Origin of the sequence: Sphingobacterium paludis, assembly GCF_004364125.1 — a bacterium.
Taxonomy (GTDB): Bacteria; Bacteroidota; Bacteroidia; order Sphingobacteriales; family Sphingobacteriaceae; genus Sphingobacterium; species Sphingobacterium paludis.
In genome coordinates this window covers 195,963-220,977 of the sequence record NZ_SNZV01000007.1, presented here as the reverse complement: position 1 = coordinate 220,977, position 25,015 = coordinate 195,963, and the positions used below count along the sequence as shown (strand labels likewise).

General features: G+C 45.0%; 24 protein-coding genes and 2 tRNA genes. 16 read left to right on the top strand and 10 right to left on the bottom strand.

Annotation, left to right across the window (positions count from 1 at the left end; translation table 11 throughout):
• Positions 1-17: 17 nt before the first annotated feature.
• From ligA to B0I21_RS15100, 3 genes are all read right to left on the bottom strand, one after another.
• A complete protein-coding gene (gene ligA, locus B0I21_RS15110; protein WP_133641314.1) occupies positions 18-2,036 on the bottom strand; it encodes an NAD-dependent DNA ligase LigA in 2,019 nt (672 codons plus the stop codon).
• A gap of 121 nt (positions 2,037-2,157) precedes the next feature.
• Positions 2,158-3,189, bottom strand: a complete 1,032-nt coding sequence (locus B0I21_RS15105; RefSeq protein WP_133641313.1) for a glycosyltransferase family 2 protein — start codon at positions 3,187-3,189, stop codon at positions 2,158-2,160.
• Positions 3,186-4,052 carry a lysophospholipid acyltransferase family protein gene (locus B0I21_RS15100; RefSeq protein ID WP_133641312.1) on the bottom strand — a complete coding sequence of 289 codons (867 nt, stop codon included), beginning with the start codon at positions 4,050-4,052 and terminating at the stop codon, positions 3,186-3,188. Before B0I21_RS15100 ends, B0I21_RS15105 begins: the two co-directional genes overlap by 4 nt.
• Before the next feature lie 77 nt (positions 4,053-4,129).
• Here B0I21_RS15100 and B0I21_RS15095 point away from each other — a divergent pair, with 77 nt between their 5' ends.
• The 4 genes from B0I21_RS15095 to B0I21_RS15080 all read left to right on the top strand — a co-directional run bounded on the left by B0I21_RS15095 (position 4,130) and on the right by B0I21_RS15080 (position 8,028).
• A complete protein-coding gene (locus tag B0I21_RS15095) occupies positions 4,130-4,741 on the top strand; it encodes a WbqC family protein (protein WP_133641311.1) in 612 nt (203 codons plus the stop codon).
• Between the two features lie 66 nt (positions 4,742-4,807).
• Entirely contained in the window at positions 4,808-5,470 is a 663-nt protein-coding gene (locus B0I21_RS15090; RefSeq protein WP_133641310.1) for a hypothetical protein, read from the top strand.
• Positions 5,471-5,482: 12 nt separating this feature from the next.
• On the top strand, positions 5,483-7,129 hold the full coding sequence (locus B0I21_RS15085; protein WP_243836155.1) for an ABC1 kinase family protein: 1,647 nt from the start codon (positions 5,483-5,485) through the stop codon (positions 7,127-7,129).
• A gap of 89 nt (positions 7,130-7,218) precedes the next feature.
• Positions 7,219-8,028, top strand: coding sequence for an alpha/beta hydrolase (locus B0I21_RS15080; RefSeq protein ID WP_133641308.1), 810 nt, complete (start codon positions 7,219-7,221; stop codon positions 8,026-8,028).
• 58 nt (positions 8,029-8,086) lie between these two features.
• Here the strand turns inward: B0I21_RS15080 and B0I21_RS15075 are convergent, their stop codons facing one another.
• Positions 8,087-8,710: a sugar O-acetyltransferase gene (locus B0I21_RS15075; RefSeq protein ID WP_133641307.1), complete on the bottom strand. Its 624-nt coding sequence runs from the start codon at positions 8,708-8,710 to the stop codon at positions 8,087-8,089.
• A gap of 103 nt (positions 8,711-8,813) precedes the next feature.
• Here B0I21_RS15075 and B0I21_RS15070 point away from each other — a divergent pair, with 103 nt between their 5' ends.
• Complete coding sequence (locus B0I21_RS15070) at positions 8,814-11,075, top strand: glycosyltransferase family 4 protein (protein ID WP_133641306.1); 2,262 nt, start codon at positions 8,814-8,816, stop codon at positions 11,073-11,075.
• Here B0I21_RS15070 and B0I21_RS15065 read toward each other — a convergent pair.
• Positions 11,021-12,490 (bottom strand): glycoside hydrolase family 130 protein, encoded by a 1,470-nt coding sequence (locus B0I21_RS15065; RefSeq protein ID WP_133641305.1) that lies wholly within the window; start codon positions 12,488-12,490, stop codon positions 11,021-11,023. The two genes, B0I21_RS15070 and B0I21_RS15065, sit on opposite strands and share 55 nt — an antisense overlap.
• Positions 12,491-12,605: 115 nt before the next feature.
• On the opposite strand from B0I21_RS15065, the gene B0I21_RS15060 reads away from it, so the two are divergent.
• Positions 12,606-14,069 carry an aminoacyl-histidine dipeptidase gene (locus B0I21_RS15060; RefSeq protein ID WP_133641304.1) on the top strand — a complete coding sequence of 488 codons (1,464 nt, stop codon included), beginning with the start codon at positions 12,606-12,608 and terminating at the stop codon, positions 14,067-14,069.
• Between the two features lie 119 nt (positions 14,070-14,188).
• Here the strand turns inward: B0I21_RS15060 and B0I21_RS15055 are convergent, their stop codons facing one another.
• Entirely contained in the window at positions 14,189-14,821 is a 633-nt protein-coding gene (locus tag B0I21_RS15055; protein ID WP_133641303.1) for a nitroreductase family protein, read from the bottom strand.
• Positions 14,822-14,825: 4 nt separating this feature from the next.
• Positions 14,826-15,425, bottom strand: a complete 600-nt coding sequence (locus tag B0I21_RS15050) for a TetR/AcrR family transcriptional regulator (protein WP_133641302.1) — start codon at positions 15,423-15,425, stop codon at positions 14,826-14,828.
• 128 nt (positions 15,426-15,553) lie between these two features.
• Between B0I21_RS15050 and B0I21_RS15045 the strand changes: the two genes are divergently transcribed.
• On the top strand, positions 15,554-16,387 hold the full coding sequence (locus B0I21_RS15045; protein ID WP_133641301.1) for a patatin-like phospholipase family protein: 834 nt from the start codon (positions 15,554-15,556) through the stop codon (positions 16,385-16,387).
• Here the strand turns inward: B0I21_RS15045 and B0I21_RS15040 are convergent.
• Entirely contained in the window at positions 16,350-17,174 is an 825-nt protein-coding gene (locus B0I21_RS15040) for an alpha/beta fold hydrolase (RefSeq protein ID WP_133641300.1), read from the bottom strand. The two genes, B0I21_RS15045 and B0I21_RS15040, sit on opposite strands and share 38 nt — an antisense overlap.
• A gap of 171 nt (positions 17,175-17,345) precedes the next feature.
• Between B0I21_RS15040 and B0I21_RS15035 the strand changes: the two genes are divergently transcribed.
• From B0I21_RS15035 to obgE, 4 genes are all read left to right on the top strand, one after another.
• Positions 17,346-17,419, top strand: a tRNA-Arg gene (locus B0I21_RS15035).
• Between the two features lie 285 nt (positions 17,420-17,704).
• Positions 17,705-17,778: transfer RNA gene (locus B0I21_RS15030), tRNA-Arg, on the top strand.
• Positions 17,779-17,850: 72 nt separating this feature from the next.
• Entirely contained in the window at positions 17,851-18,420 is a 570-nt protein-coding gene (locus tag B0I21_RS15025) for an adenylate kinase (protein ID WP_133641299.1), read from the top strand.
• A gap of 17 nt (positions 18,421-18,437) precedes the next feature.
• Positions 18,438-19,448, top strand: coding sequence for a GTPase ObgE (obgE, locus tag B0I21_RS15020; protein WP_133641298.1), 1,011 nt, complete (start codon positions 18,438-18,440; stop codon positions 19,446-19,448).
• A gap of 36 nt (positions 19,449-19,484) precedes the next feature.
• Here obgE and B0I21_RS15015 read toward each other — a convergent pair whose 3' ends face one another.
• Both B0I21_RS15015 and panB read right to left on the bottom strand, forming a co-directional pair.
• Positions 19,485-20,093, bottom strand: coding sequence for a hypothetical protein (locus tag B0I21_RS15015; protein WP_133641297.1), 609 nt, complete (start codon positions 20,091-20,093; stop codon positions 19,485-19,487).
• Positions 20,094-20,099: 6 nt separating this feature from the next.
• Positions 20,100-20,915, bottom strand: coding sequence for a 3-methyl-2-oxobutanoate hydroxymethyltransferase (gene panB / locus B0I21_RS15010; protein ID WP_133641296.1), 816 nt, complete (start codon positions 20,913-20,915; stop codon positions 20,100-20,102).
• A gap of 113 nt (positions 20,916-21,028) precedes the next feature.
• On the opposite strand from panB, the gene B0I21_RS15005 reads away from it, so the two are divergent.
• From B0I21_RS15005 to B0I21_RS14985, 5 genes are all read left to right on the top strand, one after another.
• On the top strand, positions 21,029-21,772 hold the full coding sequence (locus B0I21_RS15005; protein ID WP_133641295.1) for an RluA family pseudouridine synthase: 744 nt from the start codon (positions 21,029-21,031) through the stop codon (positions 21,770-21,772).
• Positions 21,773-21,783: 11 nt separating this feature from the next.
• Entirely contained in the window at positions 21,784-22,383 is a 600-nt protein-coding gene (locus B0I21_RS15000; protein WP_133641294.1) for a TlpA family protein disulfide reductase, read from the top strand.
• A gap of 1 nt (position 22,384) precedes the next feature.
• Positions 22,385-23,218: an orotidine-5'-phosphate decarboxylase gene (gene pyrF, locus B0I21_RS14995; protein WP_133641293.1), complete on the top strand. Its 834-nt coding sequence runs from the start codon at positions 22,385-22,387 to the stop codon at positions 23,216-23,218.
• 169 nt (positions 23,219-23,387) lie between these two features.
• The gene (locus B0I21_RS14990) at positions 23,388-24,137 is read left to right on the top strand and encodes a hypothetical protein (RefSeq protein ID WP_133641292.1); all 750 of its coding nucleotides are present in this window, start codon (positions 23,388-23,390) and stop codon (positions 24,135-24,137) included.
• Between the two features lie 13 nt (positions 24,138-24,150).
• Entirely contained in the window at positions 24,151-24,750 is a 600-nt protein-coding gene (locus tag B0I21_RS14985) for a hypothetical protein (RefSeq protein ID WP_133641291.1), read from the top strand.
• Positions 24,751-25,015: the final 265 nt, after the last annotated feature.

The following is a 25,015-nucleotide window of genomic DNA, read 5'->3' as shown; positions in this document are numbered from 1 at the left end:
ATATTATCTAAAGTTTGTTATGGAGTAATCATGTTTAAAATGTCCTGGTCTGAAATGATGGGGACGTTTAGCTTTTCTGCCTTGGCCAGTTTCGAGGGACCCATTTTTTCACCAGCGACCAGATAGTTCAGCTTTGCTGAAATGCCAGATAACATTTTTCCGCCATGCGACTCGATTAAGGCAGCCAACTCCTCGCGGGAAAAATCAGCAAACACCCCCGATATCAAGAACGTTTTACCGCTAAGGCTCGTGCCAGCCAAAACCGTTTCCTTTTCTACAATAGCGAAATTTAATCCGGCCTCTTTCAAGCGCCCAATTTCGATCAGATGTTGTGGATCATGGAGATATGTAAATACGCTCTCTGCTATGCGGGCACCAATATCTTGCACCGCTGCCATTTCTTCAGCACTAGCAGCAATTATATTATCAATATTTTTAAAATGTAAAGCTAACTTTTTTGCAATGGTTTCGCCGACATGCCGGATGCCCAGCGCAAACAGCACCTTTTCGAATGGCTTTTCCTTTGATTGCTCAATGCCGGCAAGCATGTTGTCGATCGATTTCTCGCCAAAGCGAGCTAAACCTTTCAGTTCGTCTTGATGATCTTTTAAGGAGTAGATGTCTGCAATCTTTCGAAGGAGATTTAATTTAAAAAAAGTCTCCATTGTTTCATCACCCATCCCTTGGATATCCATCATCTTACGACCAATGAAATGTTGAAGCTTGCCAACGATCTGCGGCCTACATCCTTCCTCGTTCGGGCAATAATGTACCGCCTCACCTTCTTGTCGTACCAACGCTTCGCCGCATTCGGGGCATACGCTGGGGTAAACAACGGGCGCTGTTCCTGTGGCTCTTTTTTCGTTGTTAACCCCGATAACTTTCGGAATAATTTCGCCACCTTTTTCTACATAGACGGTATCGCCTTCATGTAGGTCCAGGCGAGCAATTTCGTTGGCGTTGTGCAACGATGCGCGCTTTACAGTAGTGCCTGCCAGCAACACAGGTTGCAAATTTGCTACCGGCGTTACCGCACCAGTGCGGCCTACTTGGTAAGTCACGCTTTTCAGCATGGTCTCCACCCGTTCAGCCTTGTATTTATAAGAGATGGCCCAGCGGGGCGATTTTGCCGTAAAGCCCAGTTCTTCTTGCTGCGCGTAGTCATTAACTTTAATAACAATGCCATCAATGTCGTATGATAAGGTATGTCTAGCCTCGTCCCAATGGTTGATGAAGGCAATGATCTCTTCGATATTATTGCACAATTTTGTGTGCTCGCAGATTTGGAACCCCCAACTTTTGACTGCCTCTATACTCTCCCAATGGCTGTTAAAAAGCTTATTTCTATTGTCTGCGTACAGAAAATAAAGGAAGCAATCAAGCGGCCTCTTAGCCACCTCTTTCGGATCCTGTAGTTTTATCGTCCCGGATGCAAAATTTCGGGGGTTGGCATAGGTTTGCAACCCTAGATCTTCTCGTTGTTTGTTGAGTCTTTCGAAAGCAGCGCGGTGCATGAATATCTCGCCACGAATCTCAAAAACATCTGGATAATCTCCTTTTTTAAGATGGTGTGGCACACTACGAATCGTCTTCACGTTGTTGGTGACCTCATCGCCCTGCGTTCCATCACCACGCGTCACGGCTTGCACCAACTTCCCATTGTCGTAGGTAAGCGAAATGGAAAGACCATCAAATTTCAACTCACAAACGTATTGCACTTGGTCGCCCACGGCTTTGCGCACGCGCTCATCAAACTCCCGCAATTCTAGCTCGCTGTAGGTATTTCCTAAAGACATCATCGGCCAGCGGTGGCGAATGGTATTGAATTTCTGGGTGATATCTCCGCCAACTTTTTGCGTAGGTGAATTTGGATCTACATAGTGCGGATGCTCCCTTTCCAGCGCTTCCAGCTCCTTCAATTTCTGATCAAAATCGTAATCGGAAATAACGGAATTAGCCAATACATAATATTGGTAATTGTAGCTGTTGAGCTCTTGAGTAAGTTGTGCAATTCTCTGTTGTACATCCATTGACATAGGGAGCAAATTTAGTAAAAATAGGCGTAAATAAATGAAAAGAGCCGTTTTTCACATAAAGCGCAAAGCATCTTCATGTTCTGGATAACGGGTCGTTTGCTCGCGTTCCGTTCTATCGCTGTTATTTAAAATTATCGCCTTTTAGCTGGCTAAATTTTTGTATTTTATTCACGTAAAAGGCCCAAATTATGCTTTTTGTATAGCGGCCTCTTTTGTTCTCTTGCGCCGTGTATCGGTTTCGTTTTTTTGCATGGCGAAAAAAATACAGGAAAAAGTGCTGATGGGCACGGCTAACTGCCCAAGCATCGCGCAGTTTACGCTCTGCCAGAAACTTCAATAGGGCGAGCAGGTCGAGCCACATCCGTGCAAAGATAACCCAGCAAGCCGTAAAGAAAGGTAGGTTTTTCTGTAGCATAGTGAGGTTGTTACGAAAGTTGAGATAGGTCTTCTTTGGATTACTCGTGCTAAGCGTTCCACCGCCAACGTGGTACACGGTGGAGTCCGAAACATAACCAATGCGATAACCCATGCGCTTTAAGCGCCAGCATAGATCGATCTCCTCCATATGCGCAAAAAAATCTGCATCAAAGCCCTCGGCTTCTTTCCAGGCCGAAGCGCGGATAAAAAGGGCTGCGCCAGATGCCCAGAAGATCTCGCAGTTTTCGTTATACTGCTGTTGGTCGTGCTCCACGACGTGAAAAAGTCGGCCTCGGCAAAATGGATAGCCGTATTGATCGATGAAGCCTCCCGCCGCACCGGCATGCTCGAAGTGGCCCTTGGCGTGGTACGCCCTAATTTTGGGTTGCGCAGCCACCATGCCTTCCTGTGATTCTAAATGCGCAACAACCGATTCAATCCAGGATGGCGTAACCTCAACATCAGAGTTGAGCAAAACATAATAGTCGGCATCTACCTGCGAAAGCACCGCATTGTACCCGCCGGCAAAGCCCAGATTTTGATGATTCCGGATGATGCGTATTGTCGGATAATATTCGCTGACAAAAGCTACCGAATCATCCGTAGAAGCATTATCTCCCAAAACAAACGTTACGTTGGGATAGGTGCTGTTATATACGGATGGTAAAAATTTCTCTAAAAAAAATCGCCCGTTCCAATTCAGGATAACGACGGCTACATGGGGGTAATGCTTCATGTTCTGCGTTTTCTTTTCCAACGTCTGTGCGACCACAGCCAGTATTCTGGTTGCTTTCTGATCATCTCTTCGGTAAAGAGATTGTGTTTCTTCGTAATTTCATGTGGAGGATAATCATCCGGGTTTTCCACCAGCGTCGTAAACTTGCAATAATAATGTCCTCGCTTTTCTTTACGTCCTATATGGCAATAGACGATAGGATTCTTCGTCAATCGCGCGATGCGTTCCGTACCCGTGTACACTAAGGTTTCTTGGTTCAGAAAATTCATATAGTAATCCGAATCTTGGTACATGGGGGTTTGATCTGCAACAAACATACTGATATGGGGTTCGTGTCGAAGTTGTACAATATGCCTTAAGATCTGTTTCATGGGAACCATCGTTGCGCCAAACCGGCAGCGCAATGCATTATAGACGTCATTAAAATCGCTGTTGCTTAGGGGTTTGTAAATCACCAGCCGTGGGAATTTCGTCATGATGGATAGCCGATATATGCCCAGCTCCCAATTTCCGTAATGCGCGGTAACCCCTATCACGCCCTTGCCTTGCTGAAAATGCCGATCCACCTCATCTTGGTTGATTAATTCGATACGGTTTCTAACATCTTTTTCCGTCATACGCCGCATTTTAACAGCTTCCACAACCAGATCAGGTAGATAGCGGTAAAATTTCTTGGCAATATTTACCTGCTCCGCAGGTGATTTTTCCGGGAAAGAATTCCGGATATTTTCAAGAACAACTTTTTTGCGGTATTGGATAAGATAAAATAGGACATAATACAGCATGTCGGACAGTGTGTACAACAGCCAAAATGGTAGCCATGATAAAATGTAGAGTAGTGCTGTTATGCTTTTTTTTCTCATGAATATGGTCAAATTCCCCAGTATTTCCTGCAAATATCCCTAAATAAGTTTACTTTTGCCTAAAATAGTTAAAATCGATGAGTTCACACTTGCTTCTGCCTGCATTTTATTTACCTCCTGTGTCCTATTTCCATGCTATCAAACAGCAGGGCAGCCCTGTTTTGTTGCTGGAACAGCACGAGCACTACGCAAAGCAAAGCTACAGAACGCGTGCCAAGATTGCTACCGCGAATGGTATTTTAGATCTTATCGTACCGATTGTTCATGGGCGTAAAGAGCATGTGCCGATGAAAGACATCCGCATCAACTACGAGCATGATTGGCAGCGCCTGCACTGGCTGAGTCTTCAGACAGCCTACCGCAGCTCGCCTTATTTCGAGTACTATGAAGACGATTTTTACCAGTTTTACGACCGTAAGCATGATTTCCTTTTCGATTTTAATCGGGCGCAGTTAGGCCTGATCCTAAAATGCTTAAAGATGGATCTGGCTATCGAGCTGACTGAAAGCTTTGCCACGCAGGTCGAATACAAGGATATTCGTGGGGCTATCCATCCGAAACGCGAGAAGTTTTGGCCCGAGCAGCCCGCGTATTATCAGGTGTTTGAAGAACGCCATGGATTCCTTCCTGATTTAAGTGTTGTTGATCTTCTTTTCAATCAGGGGCCCCAAAGCAAAAGTTTCTTGTAGCGATCGTTTCATCCCGAAAACTTTTGAACTGATTTATTGTTAGAGGATAACAATATAGTTGGTTTCATGAAAAAGCTAATCTTCGTGCTGTTGTTGGGCATGTTTGTTCAACACGCATATGCACAAAACGAGCGTGACACAATCCATTATCATAAAATATACTACCTCGGAGGCACGGGCTTATCATTTCCGGTCGGCAAGTCGAGTGAGGTGTTTACGACCAAGCTGTTTTCCGGTAGTATGGGGCTCGACATTTCCCTAAAAGATCCGCGTTATTTTCTCACACCAACCTTGTATCTCCTGACCTACGGGTATAACCAGCAAATCCCCGATCCGAAATACAACCATATGGTCGAAAATGGGCGGGCGAATTTCTACATGCTAAGTATGGCCGCCGGTAGGCGTCGGCAATTTAAGCGGCTGAATACTTTTGTTTACCTGGGGCCAGCGCTAGGAGTAGTCAGCGAACCTCGAGGGGAGTTGGTCGGGCAGGTGCTCAAAATGGATAACAAATATTCCATGTCTGTTGCCGGTAAGATGGGGGTGGGTGCAGACTATAAATTTCCAGGTTTCTTCCTCGGGGCGGAGGTTGGATATTTACAACATTTTAGAAAGATAGAAGGCAATTCTGCGCAGTTTCTTACCATTATGTTCGGTTTAAAGTCGGATATCACCAGCTTGAGTGAAAAAGTGTCGCACGCCATTGGTTTGGACAACTATATCCGCTAGCCTATGTATAGTATGCACAAACTGAAACGTATTGGGCAGATCTTACGCATTTTGTCCAAGCATGGTTTCGAAGAGGTGATATCGCGGTCTAACATCGATCGCATCATTCCTGATAGTGTGCTGCTGTGGAATACGCACACGAAGCGTATTTTCGAAGAAGATTTCAATCAACGGATTCGCTTAGCGATAGAAGAGCTGGGCCCTACATTCATCAAGTTGGGACAATTGCTAAGCAATCGTGCAGACATTATTCCGGAAGAGTTGAGGCAAGAGCTTGTGAAGCTGCAGGACGACGTACCCGCAGAGACGATGGATCTACGTGAGAAATTAACCAGCTCATTGGGTATAGACGTCGACGCGCATTTTGCAAACCTCGAAGCGGTACCGATGGCTGCGGCTTCTATCGCGCAAGTGTATCGTGCAACCCTTAATGATGGCAGTGAGGTCATCTTAAAAATAAAACGTACCGGCATTAACCGGCTTGTCCGCGCCGATCTGGACTTTATCACAGACTTGGTGAAGCTCCTGCGTACCAAATATGAAATTGTTCAGAAAATAAACCTATATGAAATTGTTCAATCGTTTGCCAATTCCTTGCTGAACGAGTTGTCCTTTACCAATGAACTCAACAATATAGAGCGTTTTCGGCGAAATTTCCGCGGAAATAGCGCTCTGTATATACCCAAAGTCTATCGAGCTTACGCTAACGACGAGATTATCTGCATGGAGTATATAGACGGAATGAAGATCAACGACCTGCATGGTCTCGCAAAAAATGGATTCTCACCGAAAGATATTCTCCAAAATTGCTTGGATCTGTACCTGGAACAGGTACTGCAGCATGGCTTTTTTCATGCCGACCCACACCCCGGCAATGTGATGGTCAATAGCAAAGGACAGATTGTTTTTATAGACTTCGGATCTATGGGCTTCATGATACCACATGATCGGGATATTATCGAGGCTATGGTCATCAATTTCTTAATGAATGATGCAAAAGATCTTATACGAAATATCAAAAAATTGGCCATTGTACATGACATTGAAGATGAAAGGCAGTTGGAGCGAAGTGCCTATGAAATCTTCCAAATGATCGAGGAGAATGCGCTGGACGATATTGATATTTCCATTATGCTCCACAAACTGAACAATATTTTGCAATCCAACAGTATTTTGCTACCAGACTTTGTGTACCTATTGCTCCGAGGCGTGTCCATTTTGGAAGGAACGGGAAGGCAGTTAAATGCAGAGCTAAATGTGCCTGAAAGTATCAAACCATTCGCTAAAAAAATTGCACAGCAGAAGATGTCTGCCGACTACATTAAAAAGCAGCTGTTGGAGAAAGCCAAATTTATGAAAGAGGTGCTCACTGAGGTGCCCGAGGATCTTCTAACCTTGTTGGAAAAGGCAAAATCGGATAAGCTGACACTAAATCATAAGATTCAGGAATTTGACCGGATGCAACTCGTTTTTCATCGTATCGGTAACAAGTTTTTGCTTTCTATCCTAGCGATGACTTTTGGCGTTGGTGCCAGCATTTTAGCCCATGGGCGTGTCGGATATCTGCTTTGGGGTATGCCCATACTCTCTTGGCTTGGCTTCACGATGAGCTTTATTCTATCCGGTATATTGCTGATCTATTTGATAAGAAGTAAGTAGGAGGGAGTCCCCTGGGCACGGCTCTTACACGCTTTTCATTTTGGCTTTTGCCTGCTTTTTGCTACATTGGAAGCTAAACATGAAAAACAATGCGAACAATACTGCCTTTATTTATTGCTGTAACATTATTCTTTTCGGCGAACGCGCAAGACCGCTCCTATAAAACCGAAGAGAATATCCAATACGTGGAAAAGCCTGTTTCCGACTATCAAAAAGCACAATGTAAGCTCGATGTGCATTATCCCACCTCGGGTGATGTTATGCCGATTGTGCTTTGGTTTCATGGTGGCGGATTAACGGGCGGCCAAAAAGAAATACCTGCGTTTCTAAAGTCTAAAGGCTTTGTCGTAATAGGCGTTGGCTATCGGTTCTCGCCGCAGGTGAAAGTAGAAGAGATTATTCAGGATGCTGCAAAAGCAGTGTCGTATACGCTGAAAAATGCAGAAAAATACCGCGGTGATAAGCGTAAGGTATTTATCTCTGGCCATTCTGCCGGTGGCTATTTGGCGTTGATGCTTGGGCTAAACAAGCTTTACCTTCAAGAAGAAGGTATCGATGCAAATACCTTAAAAGGTATCATTCCGTTCAGCGGTCAAGCCGTGACGCACTTCACCGCGCGCAAGGAAAAAGGAATCGACGAAAAGCAAGCGACGATAGACGAGCTTTCGCCAATTTTTTGGGTTAGGAGGGATGCCGCCCCGATTGTGCTGTTGACCGGAGACCGCGAAAAAGAAATGTTGGGCCGTTATGAGGAAAACGCTTACTTAAAAAGAATGCTGTTGATCGTGGGTCATCCCGATGTGAAACTGATGGAGTTCGATGGCTACGGCCATGATATGGTCTATCCGGGCCTTCCGGTTTTGGTTGACGAGATGCATCGTTTATCAAAAGTAAAATAAGCATTTGTGGGATGGTATAGTTTGCATTTTACCATCCCGTACCTTGCTGATGCATAAGTTAAGATTCTTCGCCCGTCTCCAAAACAGGAAATTTTTCCTCCTTGTAGAAATAGGTTTTGTCACTCTCGGTGATGTCGCGGATCACGCGGCAGGGATTGCCTACAGCAATTACATTTTCGGGGATGTCTTTGGTCACTACCGACCCGGAGCCGATGACACTATTTTTCCCGATCGTTACGCCAGGATTGATCACGCTGTGGCCGCCAATCCAAACGTTGTCTTCGATCGTTACGGGCTTTGCAAACTCCCATCCTGCAACGCGCGGCTCCGGATGAACCGGGTGGCCGGCCGTAAAAATAGATACATTAGGCCCGATCATCACATTCGCACCAATGCGCACCGGCGCACAGTCCAAAATCGTCAAATTGAAGTTAGCGTAAAAGTTGTCCCCTAAAAATATATTGTAGCCATAGTCACAACGGAAAGGCGGCTCGATAAAGAATAAGTTAGTCGTTTTTCCAAATAGTTTTTTCACGATCTGATTCCTAGCCTTAACCTTCGAGGGCTCTAAGTTGTTGAAAATGTGTAGTTGTTCTTTCGCGTGTTGTCTCTCGTCGAACAATTCCCTGCCCATAGCTTGATAGACTTCACCGGCAATCATTTTTTCTTTGGATGTCTTCATCGTTTACGTATTTTAAAGATTGGAAGATACGGAAAATAGAGCGAAGCATCTTTTTGAAAACAAAATGCCTAAAAATACCATTCTATAGGGTAGGAAACTTACCATGAAAATAGCTTATATCAGTACTTACAGCCCTCGCCAATGCGGGATCGCGACATTCTCTACAGACCTACTCGCGGCGATAGCCCACCAAGATCACGAAAAACAAATAGAACAGCATGTGTTCGCTTTATCGGAAACGCCCGGTAACACAAGGTATCCAGAAGAGGTTAAACACGAAATCGGTCAGCACAACCTTGCCGATTACCTTGCAGCACTCCAGATCATAAACGGCGGTGGATATGCATTGTGTGTTTTGCAACACGAGTACGGTATATACGGAGGAAATAGTGGGGTGTATATCTTATCTATCTTAAAAAAACTACAGATACCACTTGTTGTTAACTTGCATACGGTATTGGATAATCCGTCTACCGACGAAAAAAATATTTTGCAGGATATAGCGCGCGTAGCGGATAAGCTTATCGTCACATCCAGCTTGGGCGTGAAGTTGTTGCAGGAGGTGTATGACATTGCGCTACCGAAAATTGCTGTTATCCCGCACGGCGTTCCCGATTTTCCATATACGCAGGCCGAAGCAAAAGATATTCTTGCGCTATCAGACCGTAAACTATTGCTGACTTTTGGTTTTTTAAGCCGCAACAAAGGTATAGAAACTGTATTACGTGCCTTGCCAGATGTAGTTCGGCAAGTGCCTGATCTGCTCTACATCATTGCGGGGAAAACCCATCCCAATGTTTTGAAGCACGACGGAGAAGAGTACAGGGAGTATCTAGAGCAGCTGGTTGAACAACTGGACTTGGGCAAGCACGTGCAGTTTGATAATTCTTTTATGGAAGAAACGCATTTGACAACCTATCTATCTGCCTGTGATATTTACATAACGCCCTACCTCAACGAGGCACAGATAAGCAGCGGCACGTTATCGTTCGCGATTGGGGCGGGCACATGCGTGGTGTCAACGCCTTATTGGCACGCTAAAGAGTTGTTGGCAGCCGGAAAAGGGGTGCTGTTTGAAAAGGAAAATGCGCAGCAGCTGCAACAGATTCTTCTTGATCTGCTGTTGCATGAAAGTCATCTGCTTGAGATACGGACGGCCGTTTCAGCGTTTAAAAGCACGCTATCGTGGAAGAAGATTGCGTTGACCTATAAAGAACTGTTTACGCAAGTGACGCAGGATTTTGATGGTGAAAATCACCCTTATTCGGCAAGACTTAAGGATGTTAATCCGGTACTTGATCTGTCGCACGTCAAACGACTCACCAATTCGGTAGGGATTGTTCAACACGCCACCTATGCTACGCCAAACTATCACCACGGCTACTGTTTGGATGATAATGCGCGTGCACTTTTATTGCTTTTGATGGTAAAGGAAGATGAACCTACACGCGATGTAGATGCGCTTGTATCGACCTACATCAGCTATATCTATTATGCACAGCGGCCCGATGGTTTGTTTAAAAACTTTATGGGGTTCGACAACCGTTTTTTGGAAGATATCGGATCTGAGGATGCTTTTGGGAGAGGAATTTGGGCAATCGGATATCTTGTTCGCTCGCATACCAACTCCAGCTACAGGCAGATCGGGAAAGAGGTGTTTGTGCGCGCTATCCCGCATTTTAAGACATTCCGCTCCTTGCGCGCGGTCGGGTATATCGTCTTAGGCCTAGTACATTATTTAGAACACGAGCCTCAGAACCAGGAATTGCTCAACGAGCTGCGTCAACTCGTTTCGTTTATGCGGAGCGAGTATGAAAGCAATAGTAATGAGCGCTGGCCTTGGTTTGAAAAAGTTGTGTCCTACGATAATGCTATTCTGCCTCTAGCTCTCTTGCGTGCATACAGCGTTTTACACGACGAACATTTGAAAACCATAGCGGTGGATGCGGGTGAATTTCTGGATGCTGTACTTTTTCGAGCCTCCCACTTATCCTTGATCGGGAACGATGGTTGGTATGGAGAGCATAGCGACATTGCGGCATTTGGCCAGCAGCCTATCGAGGTCTATTCGACGATGCTGATGTACGAAGAAATGTATCGTACGACTAACAACCAGCGCTACCTAGAGCGTATTTACAGTTCCTTTCAATGGTTTCAAGGGGAAAATGACTTACAGCTGCGGCTTTATGATGCAGAAACCGGTGGTTGTTGTGATGGATTGGAGGCTTTCGGTGTGAATAGAAATCAAGGAGCAGAAAGCACGATCACGTTTTGGCTATCTAGCGTCCACATGAATCGTGCTTTTAAAAACTATACAGAGTTGCTCAGTGCGTTAAGCAATTCTTCCAAATTGACTGTAGCGTAGGTTGATGCGTAGTCAGACATGGCATAGGGAATGATCAAGTTGCCGTTGTGCACCATCTGGCCGCAAGAATAGACAACGTTCGGTACGTAACCTTCGCGTTCTATGCTATTCGGCGAAAGAATCGGATCTTTCAACCGTCCGATAACTTTCGTCGGATCTTCCAGATCCAATAAGGTGGCGCCTACGGTGTACATGCGCATAGGCCCCACGCTGTGCGTTATGACCAACCATCCTTTCTCCGTCTCGATCGGTGAGCCACAATTTCCCAATTGGATAAACTCCCAAGGTTCTTCTGGCTCGCTCAATAGGATGATCTCTTCATGCCAGTTTGTGATGCTATCCGAGAAGGAGATGTAGTTGTTTTCGCCATCCACTCGACACAGCATAGCATATTTTCCATTTATCTTCCGAGGAAATAGCGCAGCTCCTTTATTGGCTATCTTGCCATTGATAGGTTGTACCTTAAAATGAATAAAATCTTTCGTGGAAAGTAGCTTCGGCAGGATCGAGAAACCGTCATAGGCCGTATAGGTTGCGTAATACGTTATCTTTCCTTTTTCATCTTCAAACTTTACAAAGCGGGCGTCTTCGATACCGCGTATTTCGGTCTCGGCAATCGGGAAGATAACGCGCTCTGAGATCGCCGTATCCAGCGAATAGGTCATTTCATAGTGCGAAGAGGCTAGCCATTGCATCTGGTTGGTTAAGGTGTCGCTATCCACACTCAAGGTATGCTCTTCCTTTATTTCTCTTACGTATTTGCGTAACTCTTCGTAGGTAAAGGTCTCTGATAGCTTTCCTTCGATGATGGACAGCATTTCTTCCTCCGGCGCGTGCAAGGCAGACAGTTTGGCTATAAAGTCCGTCTTTTCGTATTGATGGTTTTTTATTTGCTTCGGTTTCTCCAATAGTCGCCCCACTTCATCAAGCTGGATATCGAAGTTTTTGTCAATGATTCCGGAGCGGAAGACAATTGATGATACGTGACCTTCACCCGTAGCTCTGAAACTCAAGATGATTCGTTTTTCACCTTCGCGTAATTGCGATTGGTCAGGATCTTCGATAATCGAAGGGTTGAAAAATGCCGCCGCTTCGATAGAATATTCCATCGTGAAATACGCTCCAATGATCAATCGTTCTTTGTAGGTTATTTCATGATCATCCAGCGCTATCTTTTTTAAAACGGGCGAAACGCGTTTGAAATTTTTCTCCAGTATAGACACCACGCTACGGTGACGCTTAGAAAAACTGCGAAGTATTTGGTTTAGCAGCTCGTTTTGACTCGTGCGAGATAGGGACGTAATGCGTTTAATAATTTTGATGGATCGCTCTTCACTTAATTGGAAGAAACGGGCTAAGACCCTTTTAGAATCGGGGCTGAAAATGATTGGCTTTCGCTCAACTTGTACAGACATATAGCTATTTTTTATATATAAGCGCCTGTGAGCCGAAATTGTTTTAATAGAAGTTACAACATGTGGTTTGTAGGGTAGAATGCTTACTTTTGGGGCGAACAACGAAATTAAAACTATGTTAGAGCAATTGGAGCCAAAAGCGGTATGGCATCATTTCGAAGCGCTAAACGCCGTGCCCCGGGCATCGAAAAAGGAAGAACGTGTTATTCAGTTTATGCTGGACTTTGGAGCAAGCCTTGGGCTGGAAACTGTAAAAGATAGTGTAGGCAATGTGGTGATACGAAAACCCGCTACAGCAGGTATGGAAGGCCGGCAAACCGTCGTTCTTCAATCGCACCTGGATATGGTGCATCAAAAAAACAACGATACCGAATTTGATTTTGCGAATGAAGGTATTCGTATGCTGGTCGATGGTGAGTGGGTGCGGGCGGAAGGTACCACGCTAGGTGCAGACAACGGAATGGGCGTTGCTGCCATTATGGCGATCCTTTCAGCACCTGATATCGCTCATCCGCCACTGGAAGCCTTATTCACTGTCGATGAAGAAACGGGGATGACTGGTGCGAAGGGCTTACAAGCTGGGCTATTGAAGGGGAGCATCCTTTTGAATCTGGATACGGAAGAGGATACCGAAATCGATATTGGCTGCGCGGGCGGCGTGGATATAACGGCGCGTATTTCTTATCCGGAAGAACGCCTTTCCCTGCGTGCATTGCATTATCGCTTGGAGGTAAAAGGACTTCAAGGTGGCCACTCAGGCATGGAGATCCATAAAGGATTGGGAAATGCCAATAAAATATTGAACAGGATCTTATATCATTTAGCGCCTTTCGGCCTGCGTGTTTCGTCTATTGATGGCGGAGGACTTAGAAATGCTATCCCGCGCGAAGCAATTGCCATGGTGGCTTTCGAAAATGATAGGGAGGAAGAGATCATGTTGGACTTCAACAGCGCGATCGCGGCAGTAAAAAGTGAATTTGCTACCGCAGATCCGGGGTTACAGATTAGCCTGGCCCGCATACAAGACGAGGGCATGTTAGTTATGCCATTGGCGATTCAGGAAAAACTGCTACGGGCGTTGTATGTTGCACCAAATGGCGTCTACCGGATGAGTGCAGATTTCGCCGACTTGGTGGAGACGTCGAATAACATCGCGCGTGTGGCGGTGAAACAAGGGGAGGCTATCGTCAAATGCTTGACGCGATCATCTGTAGAATCTTCGAAGTGGGATTTGGCTACCGCCATTAAAAGTTGTTTTGAGTTAATTGGCGCAGAGGTGACGTTCTCTGGCGATTATCCTGGATGGACACCAAATCCTAACTCAGCGATATTGGAGGTCTTAAAAGATACCTACTACGGTCTTTTTAATGAACCATCGGATGTCGTCGCTTGCCATGCCGGGCTGGAATGTGGAATCTTAGGTGCCCATTACCCCAATTTGGATATGATTTCATTTGGGCCAACTATACGAGGTGCGCATTCGCCACAGGAGCGCGTTTCGATAGCGTCTGTCCAGAAGTTTTGGAAATTCCTATTGGAAATTCTTCAGCGGATCCCAAATGAACGGGCATTTCAGTAAGACTATATCGCGCTAGCGCTTAAAATGGAAACCTACACCATTGCGTAGGCTAGGTAAAATAAAAAGGGCCCCATTGCTGGAAGGCCCTTTTCGCTTTGTTTCAATATACTGTTTAGTTTTTAGCTGGGTTGAACCACGAAGTCTTCTTTGGAGACACGTACTTTCTTCAAATTGACCAACCAATCGTTAGTAACGTCGCGATAGCCTAAGGCTAATATAGTGACCGATTTCAATCCTAACTTGGCAAGCCCGAGAAGCTCATCAAGATCTGCATTATTGAAACCTTCCATTGGCGTAGCATCTACCTTTTGTTCTGCAGCCGCTGCTATTGCCAATCCAAACCCGATGTATGCCTGACGTGCCGCGTGCTGAAAGTGTTGCTCTTTGTCTTGCTGTTGGAAGTTGCTCAGCAACATGTTTTTATAGTCGTCCGCATACCCTTTGGGCAAATTGCGTTCGTTCTCCTGCTGCGTAAAAACGGAATTTACGCGCTCCAAGGTGTATTCATCGTATGCCGCAAATACCAATAGGTGGGAAGCATCCACGATTTGTGACTGATTAAATGCGATGGGCTGAATCTTGGCTTTAAGCTCCGGATCAGAAATTTCGATTACTCGAAAGGGATGTAAACCCGATGACGTTGGCGCTAAGCGAGCCGCCTCAATAATATAATCAACTTTTTCTTGAGCTACGGACTCGCCGTTCATTTTTTTTGTAGCGTATCGCCAGTGTAAATTTTCTACTAGACTCATTTTCTTATTTTTTATTAATTAAAGTAAACTTAAAACTCTCTATAGCATCTGCAAACATGGGCGTAGGCTCTGCCGGGATAATACTGTTAGACAGTAATTCTATGGATATAAAACCATGAAGCATCGACCAAAACGTTTTTAGCTTTAAATAGATGTCTTGATGTTCGTAGGTTTTCGCTAAGTTGGCAATCGCTTCGAACATCAGTGTCGACATTTGCTTCATTTCTACCACACTATTTACCGTTTCACAGTGCGGTATACCCAAGCTAAACATAATGCGGTAATAGGCCGTTTTAGTTGCAGCAAAACGCCAATATGCAAAAGCCATCTCTTCAATACACGCTTCGGGAGTACCAGCTTTCTGCTTGGCCTGCTGCATATCTATCGTCAGGTTTGCAAATCCTTCTTTTATGAAGTATTCCTGAATCGCCTCTTTATTTTCAAAATGTTTATAGATCACGGGGACGCTGTACTCGATAGCATCTGCAATGCGCCGGATTGAAAATGCTTGCCAGCCTTCAGCCGATATGATTTGCCAAGACGCTGCTATAATCTGTTGCCTGATCTCATCTTGTTGCCGTAATCTTCGCTCGGTAATTCCCATTCGTGTTTAAACAATTTGTTAACAGTGTTAGCAAAATTAACTATATTAAACTATCGAACAAGTCGGACGCTGCAAATCGACAAAATTATGACATACATCAAACGCTGATAATTGTATATATTTAGGGCATGCAAAGAATAAACGAGGAGAAAAAGGTTTCGTTGGTGCTTGGCAGTGGCGGAGCGCGGGGTATTACGCAAATTGGCGTTATTCAATATCTTGTTGAGCAAGGCTATATTATTGACGAAATTGTTGGTTGTTCCATCGGCGCATTGGTCGGTGCTGCTTATGCTTGCAACCGCGTCGTGGAACTTGGGGATTGGATGAAAACGCTTACGAAAGGGCAGGTGTTTCGTTTACTGGATTTTACCAATCCGCGATTTGGACTGTTGAAAGGCCAACGCATTATAGACAAATTACACACTGTTTTTGACGATGTAAACATCGAGGATTTGCCTTTTACATACACGGCCGTGGCGACAGATTTAGATCGGGAAGAAGAGGTCGTTTTTACAACAGGAAGCATCTATACCGCTATACGCGCTTCTATAGCTATTCCGGGAGTTTTCGCAGGTGTGGTTTACGACGATCGATTTTTGGTGGATGGCGGTGTCCTCAATCCCTTGCCACTCAACCATGTGACAAAAAAAGATAATATCATCATCGCTGTCAATCTGGATGGTCGCCCTAACAAGGAAACAGGGCTCGTCGCTAAACTCAACCCTGTCGCACTTTTGCAGGAATCCTATTTCGCCATGCGCAGGCGGCTCAGCATATTAACATTGGCCCATTACCAGCCAGATTTTACCATCACTATCCCACACGACTCGGCGGGTATATGGGATTTTCATCGTTCGATCGAGCTCATCGATATGGGGTATAATTTGGCACACGATATCCTAGAACTAGAGAAGGACACTTCGCTTAAACCTCTTCGAGAAACTCCGTCAGCAACTCCGTAAATCGCCTCGGATCTTCCAGATTGGGAAGGTGCCCGGCATTATCTATCTCGATAAATCGATTGTTCGGAATAGCATTTGCCATATCAATCATATCTTGCTTTGATGTTATCTTGTCTTCCGCACCACGAATTAACAGGCAAGGGACTTCAATCTGAAACAGACTTGCTGATGTGTCAGTGCGCGATGCTAAGGCAAGTAAAGTTGCACAGATCGTACTGATACTGTTTCGCCGGATGCTGCTTTTGATCAGTTCCGTTGCTTCCGGCATGTCTTCAATGCTTTGCGACGTGAATACATTTTCGACAAAGCCTATGGCAAAGGGTCTGCGTCCATGGTTCAGTACCGCTTGTATGCTATCGAAGCGTCTTTGCTTTGCAGCATTGCTGTCTGCCTTGCTATGTGTGTCAGAAAGCACAAGCCCAATAATGCGTTCTGGGAAAAGTTCATAGGCACGGAGTGCAATATAGCCGCCCATAGATACACCGCAGAGGATGGCTTGCTGAATATCTAGTTTTTCCATAAACACCCGTAAGTCTTTCGCGAAAACATCAATGGAGAAGAAACCGTGGCCGGCTGTGCTATTTCCGTGACCGCGAATGTCCACGGCAATGGCTGATACATGGTCTGGAAGCGTGTCCAGCTGTGCACGCCACATATTTTTATTGAATGGAAAGCCATGCAGGAAAATGATGGTTTTGTCCGACTCGGTCTTTGCCTTTTTATGATAATAGGAGATACTGATGTCACCGATCCGAATTTTACTGCTTTTTATTAAGCGTTCAGCCATGTTGTAGAGATTAATGCAAAATTTAATTACGTTTTAAATCAACAATATACATACCATATGTCAGTTCTACGGGCATTTTTTCGAAAAATAATTTGGAAAAAAAGAAAAAGTGCCGATATTTGCATCACTGAAAACGACAACAACCCTGTTGTTGTCTATATTTCGGAAAATGCGCTCATAGCTTAATTGGATAGAGCACCTGACTACGGATCAGGAGGTTAGGGGTTCGACTCCCTTTGAGCGCACACTTTTCTTTTCACAACGTCTCCATCATATTCATTCTTTCAGTTTCTTCCATTGCGTATAAGCGCTTCTGCGGGAGTTTTTTCTTATCTATTAAACTTGTCAAATTTGCAAGGTTCACTCTGTATCATGTTAAGACTATTTAAAGCGCTTATTGCATTGCGTTTACAGTGACAACGGCTGTGAGAGGGGTATAAAGTTGAAAAAAAATTTGCAGAGCAAATCCATTTCCCTATATTTGCATCACCAAAACGGAAAGGGCTACAGGTCCGAAAGTGATGGTTGCCGCGCTCATAGCTTAATTGGATAGAGCACCTGACTACGGATCAGGAGGTTAGGGGTTCGACTCCCTTTGAGCGCACATAGTACACGAAGCCTAATTCTCATTGGATTAGGCTTTTTTTTCGAACATAGAACAAAATATACTAAAACTATGCTAAACCTTGTCTTATTCGGTCCTCCAGGTGCTGGTAAGGGTACTCAATCAGAAAAACTTATCGAGAAATACCAATTGGTACACATTTCAACGGGTGATATTTTCCGCAGCCACATTAAAAATCAGACTGAGCTTGGGAAGCAGGTGAGTCAAATCATTGCTGAAGGCAATTTAGTGCCTGATTCCATTACCATTGCTATGCTGGAAGAGGTGATCAAAGACAATGCGGAAGCGAAGGGTTTCATTTTCGATGGTTTCCCGCGTACGGTTGCGCAGGCAGAGGCATTGGATGCGTTTTTGACTTCGATCGGTCAACGTATCACAGGAGTTGTGGCGTTAGATGTTACGGAGGAAGAGCTGACGCAGCGGATTGCCAAACGCCAAGAGATTTCAGGCCGTGCAGATGACGCCGCGGATAAATTAAAGAAACGTATTGAGGAGTATTTCAGTAAAACGATTCACGTACTTCCGTATTACGAAGAGCAGGGTAAGCTTGCTAAAGTAGATGGTATAGGCGAGATTGATACCATTTTTCAGTCGTTGACGTACATCATCGATAAATACTAAGTTAAAAGAAGAGGATTATGGCCCAGGGCTCAAATTTTGTTGATTATGTGAAGGTGTGCTGCCGTTCTGGACACGGCGGGTCCGGTTCTGCACACTTACATCGCGATAAGTTTACCGCGAAAGGTGGGCCGGATGGCGGAGATGGTGGACGTGGCGGCCACATCATCTTGAAAGGATCAACGCAGCATTGGACGCTATTGCACTTGAAATTCCGTAAGCACATTATCGCAGCGAACGGTGAACCGGGAGGATCTGCATTGCGGAGTGGTGCAACAGGCACCGATGAAATTCTTGAAGTGCCGCTGGGAACGATCGCAAAAGACGCCGAAACGGGTGAGGTATTATTTGATATCACGGAAGATGGGGAAACGAAGATTCTAACACCCGGTGGTAAAGGTGGTCTAGGAAACTGGCATTTTAAATCGTCCACGCAGCAAACGCCGCGATTTTCCCAACCTGGGTTGCCCGGGCAAGAGCAGTGGATAATCCTAGAGCTTAAAGTTTTGGCAGATGTCGGTCTGGTCGGCTTCCCAAATGCGGGCAAATCTACGCTGTTGTCTGTTGTGTCGGCTGCTAAACCGGAGATTGCAAATTACCCGTTTACCACATTGGTGCCTAATCTGGGAATTGTAGGGTACCGTGATAACAAATCATTTGTTATGGCTGATATTCCGGGTATCATTGAAGGTGCATCGAAAGGAAAAGGGTTGGGTTATCGCTTCTTACGTCATATTGAACGAAATTCAGTTTTGCTCTTTATGGTGCCGGTAGATACCGACAGAAGCATTGAAGAAGAGTATCAAATCTTACTGAGTGAATTGACGGCTTATAATCCCGAACTGATAGATAAGCCCCGCTTGTTGGCGATTACGAAAGCAGATATGCTGGATGATGAGTTGGAAGCAGAAATGGCAGAGACCCTCCCCAAAGGAGTTCCTGCTATCTTCATTTCATCCGTAGCAGGCAAAAATATCACACAGTTGAAGGATATGCTGTGGAAAGCGATAAACGCTGATGCTATAGCATAACATAAAAAAAGCACGCGAGCGTGCTTTTTTTATGTATTAAATAATCGGGAATAATCTCGTCTCCACTTCGATCCTATAATGTTGGTTCAGGGCCTCAAAAAACTGCCTGTTGATAGGCGCATTGTGCTGCTCGATCAAGTAAGGAATAACAAGTTCGCCTTTTGTCGTACGTAATTTGTAATATCCGAACAGCGTACCTTTATTCGCTTGCACCGATTTTACTTCTGTAACGCCCTGTATATCTCTTAACAGGTTAAATTGGATACTTTCACCGGCATTGTTATACACAAGTACATCCGCTAGTAGCGGATCATAGTATATTCCATATTTGCGGATGGCTTTGAGGTGATTGCTGTATACAAAAAGTTGTCCGATGAGGTAAAGACTTAGTGGAAGTGCTATCCATAAGATCTTGATTTTGAAACCTAACAGAAGAATAACAAAGAATAATACAAAGCCTATCCCGACAGTAAGCATGGTGTTTTTTCCAGCTCTGCCGATAAGGCGAGTGTCGCTGTCCACCCGTTGTAGGTTATGCTGCTGCATGGGCCTTGCAACGGCTGCTACCGGGCTCTTCATAAAAAACCGACGGGAGAGGTAATACAGCAATACCGCAAGGAGTACAACAATCAGGAGGATGCGCATCGTATTTTAATATTGTTCTTGTTCGTTAGGATAACTGCCTGCCTTTACGTCAGCAGCATATTGACTTGCGGCCTGAACGATACCGCCATACATATCCATATAGCGTCGCAGAAACTTAGGTTTAAAATCCTTGGTAAAACCCAACATGTCATTTACCACCAATACCTGGCCATCGCAGCCGTTTCCGGCCCCAATACCTATAGTGGGTATCGAAAGAGAAGCAGAAACTTCTTGGGCTAATTTGGCGGGGATCTTTTCCAAAACCACAGCAAAACAGCCAATTTCTTGCAGTGCCAAGGCATCTGACTTTAGTTTTGCTGCCTCGGCCTCTTCCTGAGCGCGCACACCGAAGGTGCCAAATTTATTAATGGCTTGCGGCGTGAGCCCAAGATGTCCGCAAACGGGAATACCCGCGTCGATAATCTTTTTTATATTTTCTAAAATTTCTACCCCACCTTCGAGCTTCAGCGCGTGTGCACCAGATTCTTTCATCATGCGTACGGCAGCTTTAAATGCATCTTCCGGCGTTCCCTGATACTCGCCGAATGGCAGGTCTACAAGCACCAAAGCTCGTTTAGTGCCGCGCGCTACCGCGCTGGCGTGGTAAATCATATGATCTAACGTGATGGGCAGCGTAGTCTCATACCCGGCAAACACATTGGCCGCCGAATCTCCCACCAATAAAATGTCGATTCCCGCCTCGTCAAGCGCCTTTGCCGTGGAAAAATCGTAAGCCGTCAACATGCTGATCTTCTCACCAGTCTGTTTCATGCCCAATATGGTATTTGTGGTTACGCGTTTTATAATCTTATTTACTGACATTTTCTTCTCTTTGATTCAGCAAAACTAAATAATTAAAATAGAAATATGCTAAATAATACCATATTGGGAGACCGCCCTCTTTTATCTATCCTAGAATTTGTACTTTTGTGGATATGCAGGAAAGCGAAAATCGTTTATTTAAATTCCCGAAATTTCAAGACCTAATTATTTTCGAGGATGATGACCTTATCGTGATCAACAAACCCCCATTTGTGGCGTCGTTGGATGATAGAACGGGGGGAGAGGTAAATATACTCAGGCTGGCTAAGCGCTATCATGCTGATGCACAGGTATGTCATCGGTTAGATAAAGAAACTTCGGGCATATTGCTGATAGCTAAAAATCCGCAGACTTATCGGGCGGTATCTATGGCTTTCGAGCATCGCCGCGTAAACAAGGTTTATCATGCCGTGATTGGCGGTACACACACCTTCGAACAGCTGGTTGTCGATCTGCCGATATTGAACCAAGGCAATAAAAGCGTTTCTATTGATCGGGCGAATGGTAAGGCTGCTGAAACCATCTTTAATTCCATCAAATATTTCAAGCATTATACGTTAGTGGAGTGTAAACCTGTTACGGGCAGAATGCACCAAATCAGGATTCACTTGGCAACGCAACATGCGGCGATTGTTGGTGACAGTATGTACCGCGGCAAGCCTGTATTCTTATCGCAAATTAAGAAACGCGGTTTTACTATGGCTAAGGATCAGGAAGAGTTGCCTGTCATGAAGCGATTCGCTTTGCACGCAAAGCACGTTAGCTTCAGTATCGACGGAAAAGATTACGCTTTTGAGGCACCCTATCCGAAGGACTTTGCAACGTTGCTTAAACTTTTGGAAAAATTTGATAGCTAAGCAGTATAAGGATGACGAATAAAAAACGAACATGGAAAATCGTAGGCAACATCGTATTTGTCCTGCTTATCGCGGCCATGATTATTCCCACTAGTCGATCTTGGTTTCAGCAGGGGTTGATGAAGTTGGGCCTATTTCAACCTGATTTGGAAGCTCCACAAGATACGGTGACGCCTGACGATGCAGCATCAGCAAGCACAACACAACAGGTAACTTTTACCGATGATGCCGGGAAAGTGGTTAAGATATCCGATCTGGCCGGTAAAGTTGTGTTCCTAAACTTTTGGGCTACTTGGTGTCCGCCTTGTAAAGCGGAAATGCCGTCTATCCAAGCGTTGAAAGATAAATTTAAGGATGATGACCGCGTAGTTTTCATGTTGGTCGAGATCGATGGGGAGGCGGAGAAAGCACACGAGTTTATGAAACAGGGAAAAATGGATCTTCCGATCTACTACCCGGAAAGTGAAATCCCTTCAAACTGGTTGGGCCAATCCATACCGACCACCGTGATTTTGGATAAGGAGGGCAACGTCGCAGCCCATCATGAGGGAATGGCAGATTATTCGCGTAAGCAAGTTTTTGATTTTATAACAACCTTAATTAACAAGTAAAATGACGAGAGCGGAGTTGGTTCGCGAGATAAAGACAAAGAAAAGTTTTCTTTGTGTCGGTTTAGATACGGACATCACTAAAATACCAGAACATCTCCTGGCAGAAGAAGATCCAATATTTAGCTTTAACAAAGCGATCGTCGAAGCTACTGAAGATCTTTGTGTGGCCTATAAACCAAACATCGCTTTTTACGAATGCTACGGCGTCAAAGGTTGGCAATCCCTACAAAAAACCTGGGAAATTCTTCCAAAAAATTGCTTCAGTATCGCAGATGCAAAGCGTGGTGATATCGGCAATACCTCCGCGATGTATGCGCAGGCATTTTTTGATCAGCAGGTTTCGGGTCTTGGTTTTGATTCTATTACTATTGCACCCTACATGGGCCATGATTCCGTAACTCCGTTCCTGACCTCGCCGGATAAGTGGGCTATCGTTTTAGCGCTTACTTCTAACGTGGGGAGTACAGATTTTCAAAATATCACGAACGAACAAGGCGAACAGCTGTTTGAAACTGTTTTGCAGAAAGTAGGCTCGTGGGGCACTGTTGATAATACGATGTTTGTCGTTGGCGCTACCCGTGGAGAGGCTTTCTTGACGGTCCGTAAGCACGTGCCCGACCACTTTCTGTTGGTTCCGGGCGTTGGTGCACAAGGGGGCTCGCTTCAAGAGGTGTGCCGCTATGGGATGAACAGCAACTGTGGCTTACTCGTGAATAGCACCCGCGGGATCATCTACGCCTCTAAAGGTCTTGATTTTGCGGAGCGTGCCCGTGAGGAAGCCCTGCTCTTGCAGCAGGAGATGCAGGTTGAGCTGGAACGCGCCGGTCTTGTCTAAGCTGCCTAGCGGCCTTTACGACGCTTCGAGCAACATGCAAATTGTTGCCTCATATGCGCTAGCTATGCGGTGTTTTTTTTCAGCCTTGCGTAGCACTTTTAGACCTTCCTTTATTTTTTGTGATTTATTTTGGCACAATAATTATTACGTAAGACTGGTGAAAATAGTTATGCGTATCAAAAAAACACATCTTTTAGCCCTACCCATTGCGTGGTCTTTGGGGGCTTGCAGCTCGATATATATGCCAAATGTACCCGCAACGCCCATGTTTCGTGAGCAGGGCGAGGTTTATCTGGCTGCCCACAGCAATATTAAGGGGAATATCAGTGGTAATGCCGGTGTAGCGGTGGGTAAACATGTGGCCGTCATTGCTAACGGATCGTATATCGATAGCGGCGGCGAGAGCAGCAACGAGCTTTTCCGGCAGCAATCTGTAGAAGGCGCCATTGGCTACTTCACGAAGATAGGGAAGGAGAAGCGACAGGTCTTCGAAGTTTATGGAGGCTACGGTGTTGGGTCCTCCACAGAGGTAGACCGCCGAGCAACAACTACGGGCATGCAACCCGTAGAGACGCGGGATATGGATTTTGACAAGATCTTCGTGCAGGTAAACTATTCATCGACGCGCAAACAGAAGCTGAATCTTTTTGGTAAAAAACGTGAACTAAATTACGGTACAGCCATCCGCGCTAGTAGGGTAGGGATGAGAAGCTTTACGATTAACAATGTGGACAGTCCAAAGGAAGAGGCTTTTTTCATTGAGCCATTGTTTTTTACGCGGCTAGAGCTTCATAAAGGCTTACAATTACAATACACAAACGGTTTTAATTTCAACGTAGTGGACAACGATTATCTGAAAGCCGGTAATGCCGTCTTTACGCTGGGTGTGACTTACAATTTTGGTGGTAGAAAAAAATAATATAGTGGAAGTTATGGGAAGAAGAAATTTATTTTGGATGTGTTTAGCCGTATTGGCTATTTGCATGGGCGGCTGTGCGGTAAGCAAAAATAATATTGATGCGTTGGCCAAATGTGATTATACGGTAGAATCTTTACAGGATGTGCGGCTAGCCGGTCGATCGGTGAATAGCTACACGGAGGGAAATAGCGTTAATTTAGCTTCTCTACCCGCCGTGGCGCTGGCCATGTTGCGTAAGGACCTGCCCCTGGAGGCGCGCGTTAATATGAAGATCAGTAATCCTACGGCTAGCAAAACCTCCATCAATTCTTTTAAATACCTGATCGAGATCCAAGGAAAACCTTTATTCGAAGGTGATGTGAACCAAAACGTTCAACTAGCAACCGGTGAAAGCACGGTAGTACCGTTAACGTTCAAAGCAAACATCTTTGGTGCGACACAGGAAAAAGGATTAGAAAATGTGCTTAATGAAATTTTTACGCGCGAAGGCGAGGGCTTTTTGGTTTTAAAAATCAAGCCTTCTATGAAAATTGGCAATAGCAATATATACTACCCCGGCTATATCACGGTAGATAGAAATCTTGCGAAAAGCATTCGCAAATTGGTGATGTGATAATAAGTAGTGAGTAATGCGTAGTGCGTAGTGAGAATAGATAATAGTAGGTAGATTATAGTACTTAGTATGTAGTAACGAGTAGTGTGATATGGCGTGTGACAAAGTGGGCGTCATTGCGAGCCGGAGGCACGACGGCGCTGCAATCTTACTTTTGTAAAATACGTCTTTGCCACGTCCTACTTCGCAAAGACGTATTTTTAGACTTATCACTTTTGACTTCTCACTTTCCACTTTCAATTGCACCCCCTCGATTAACCAAAAT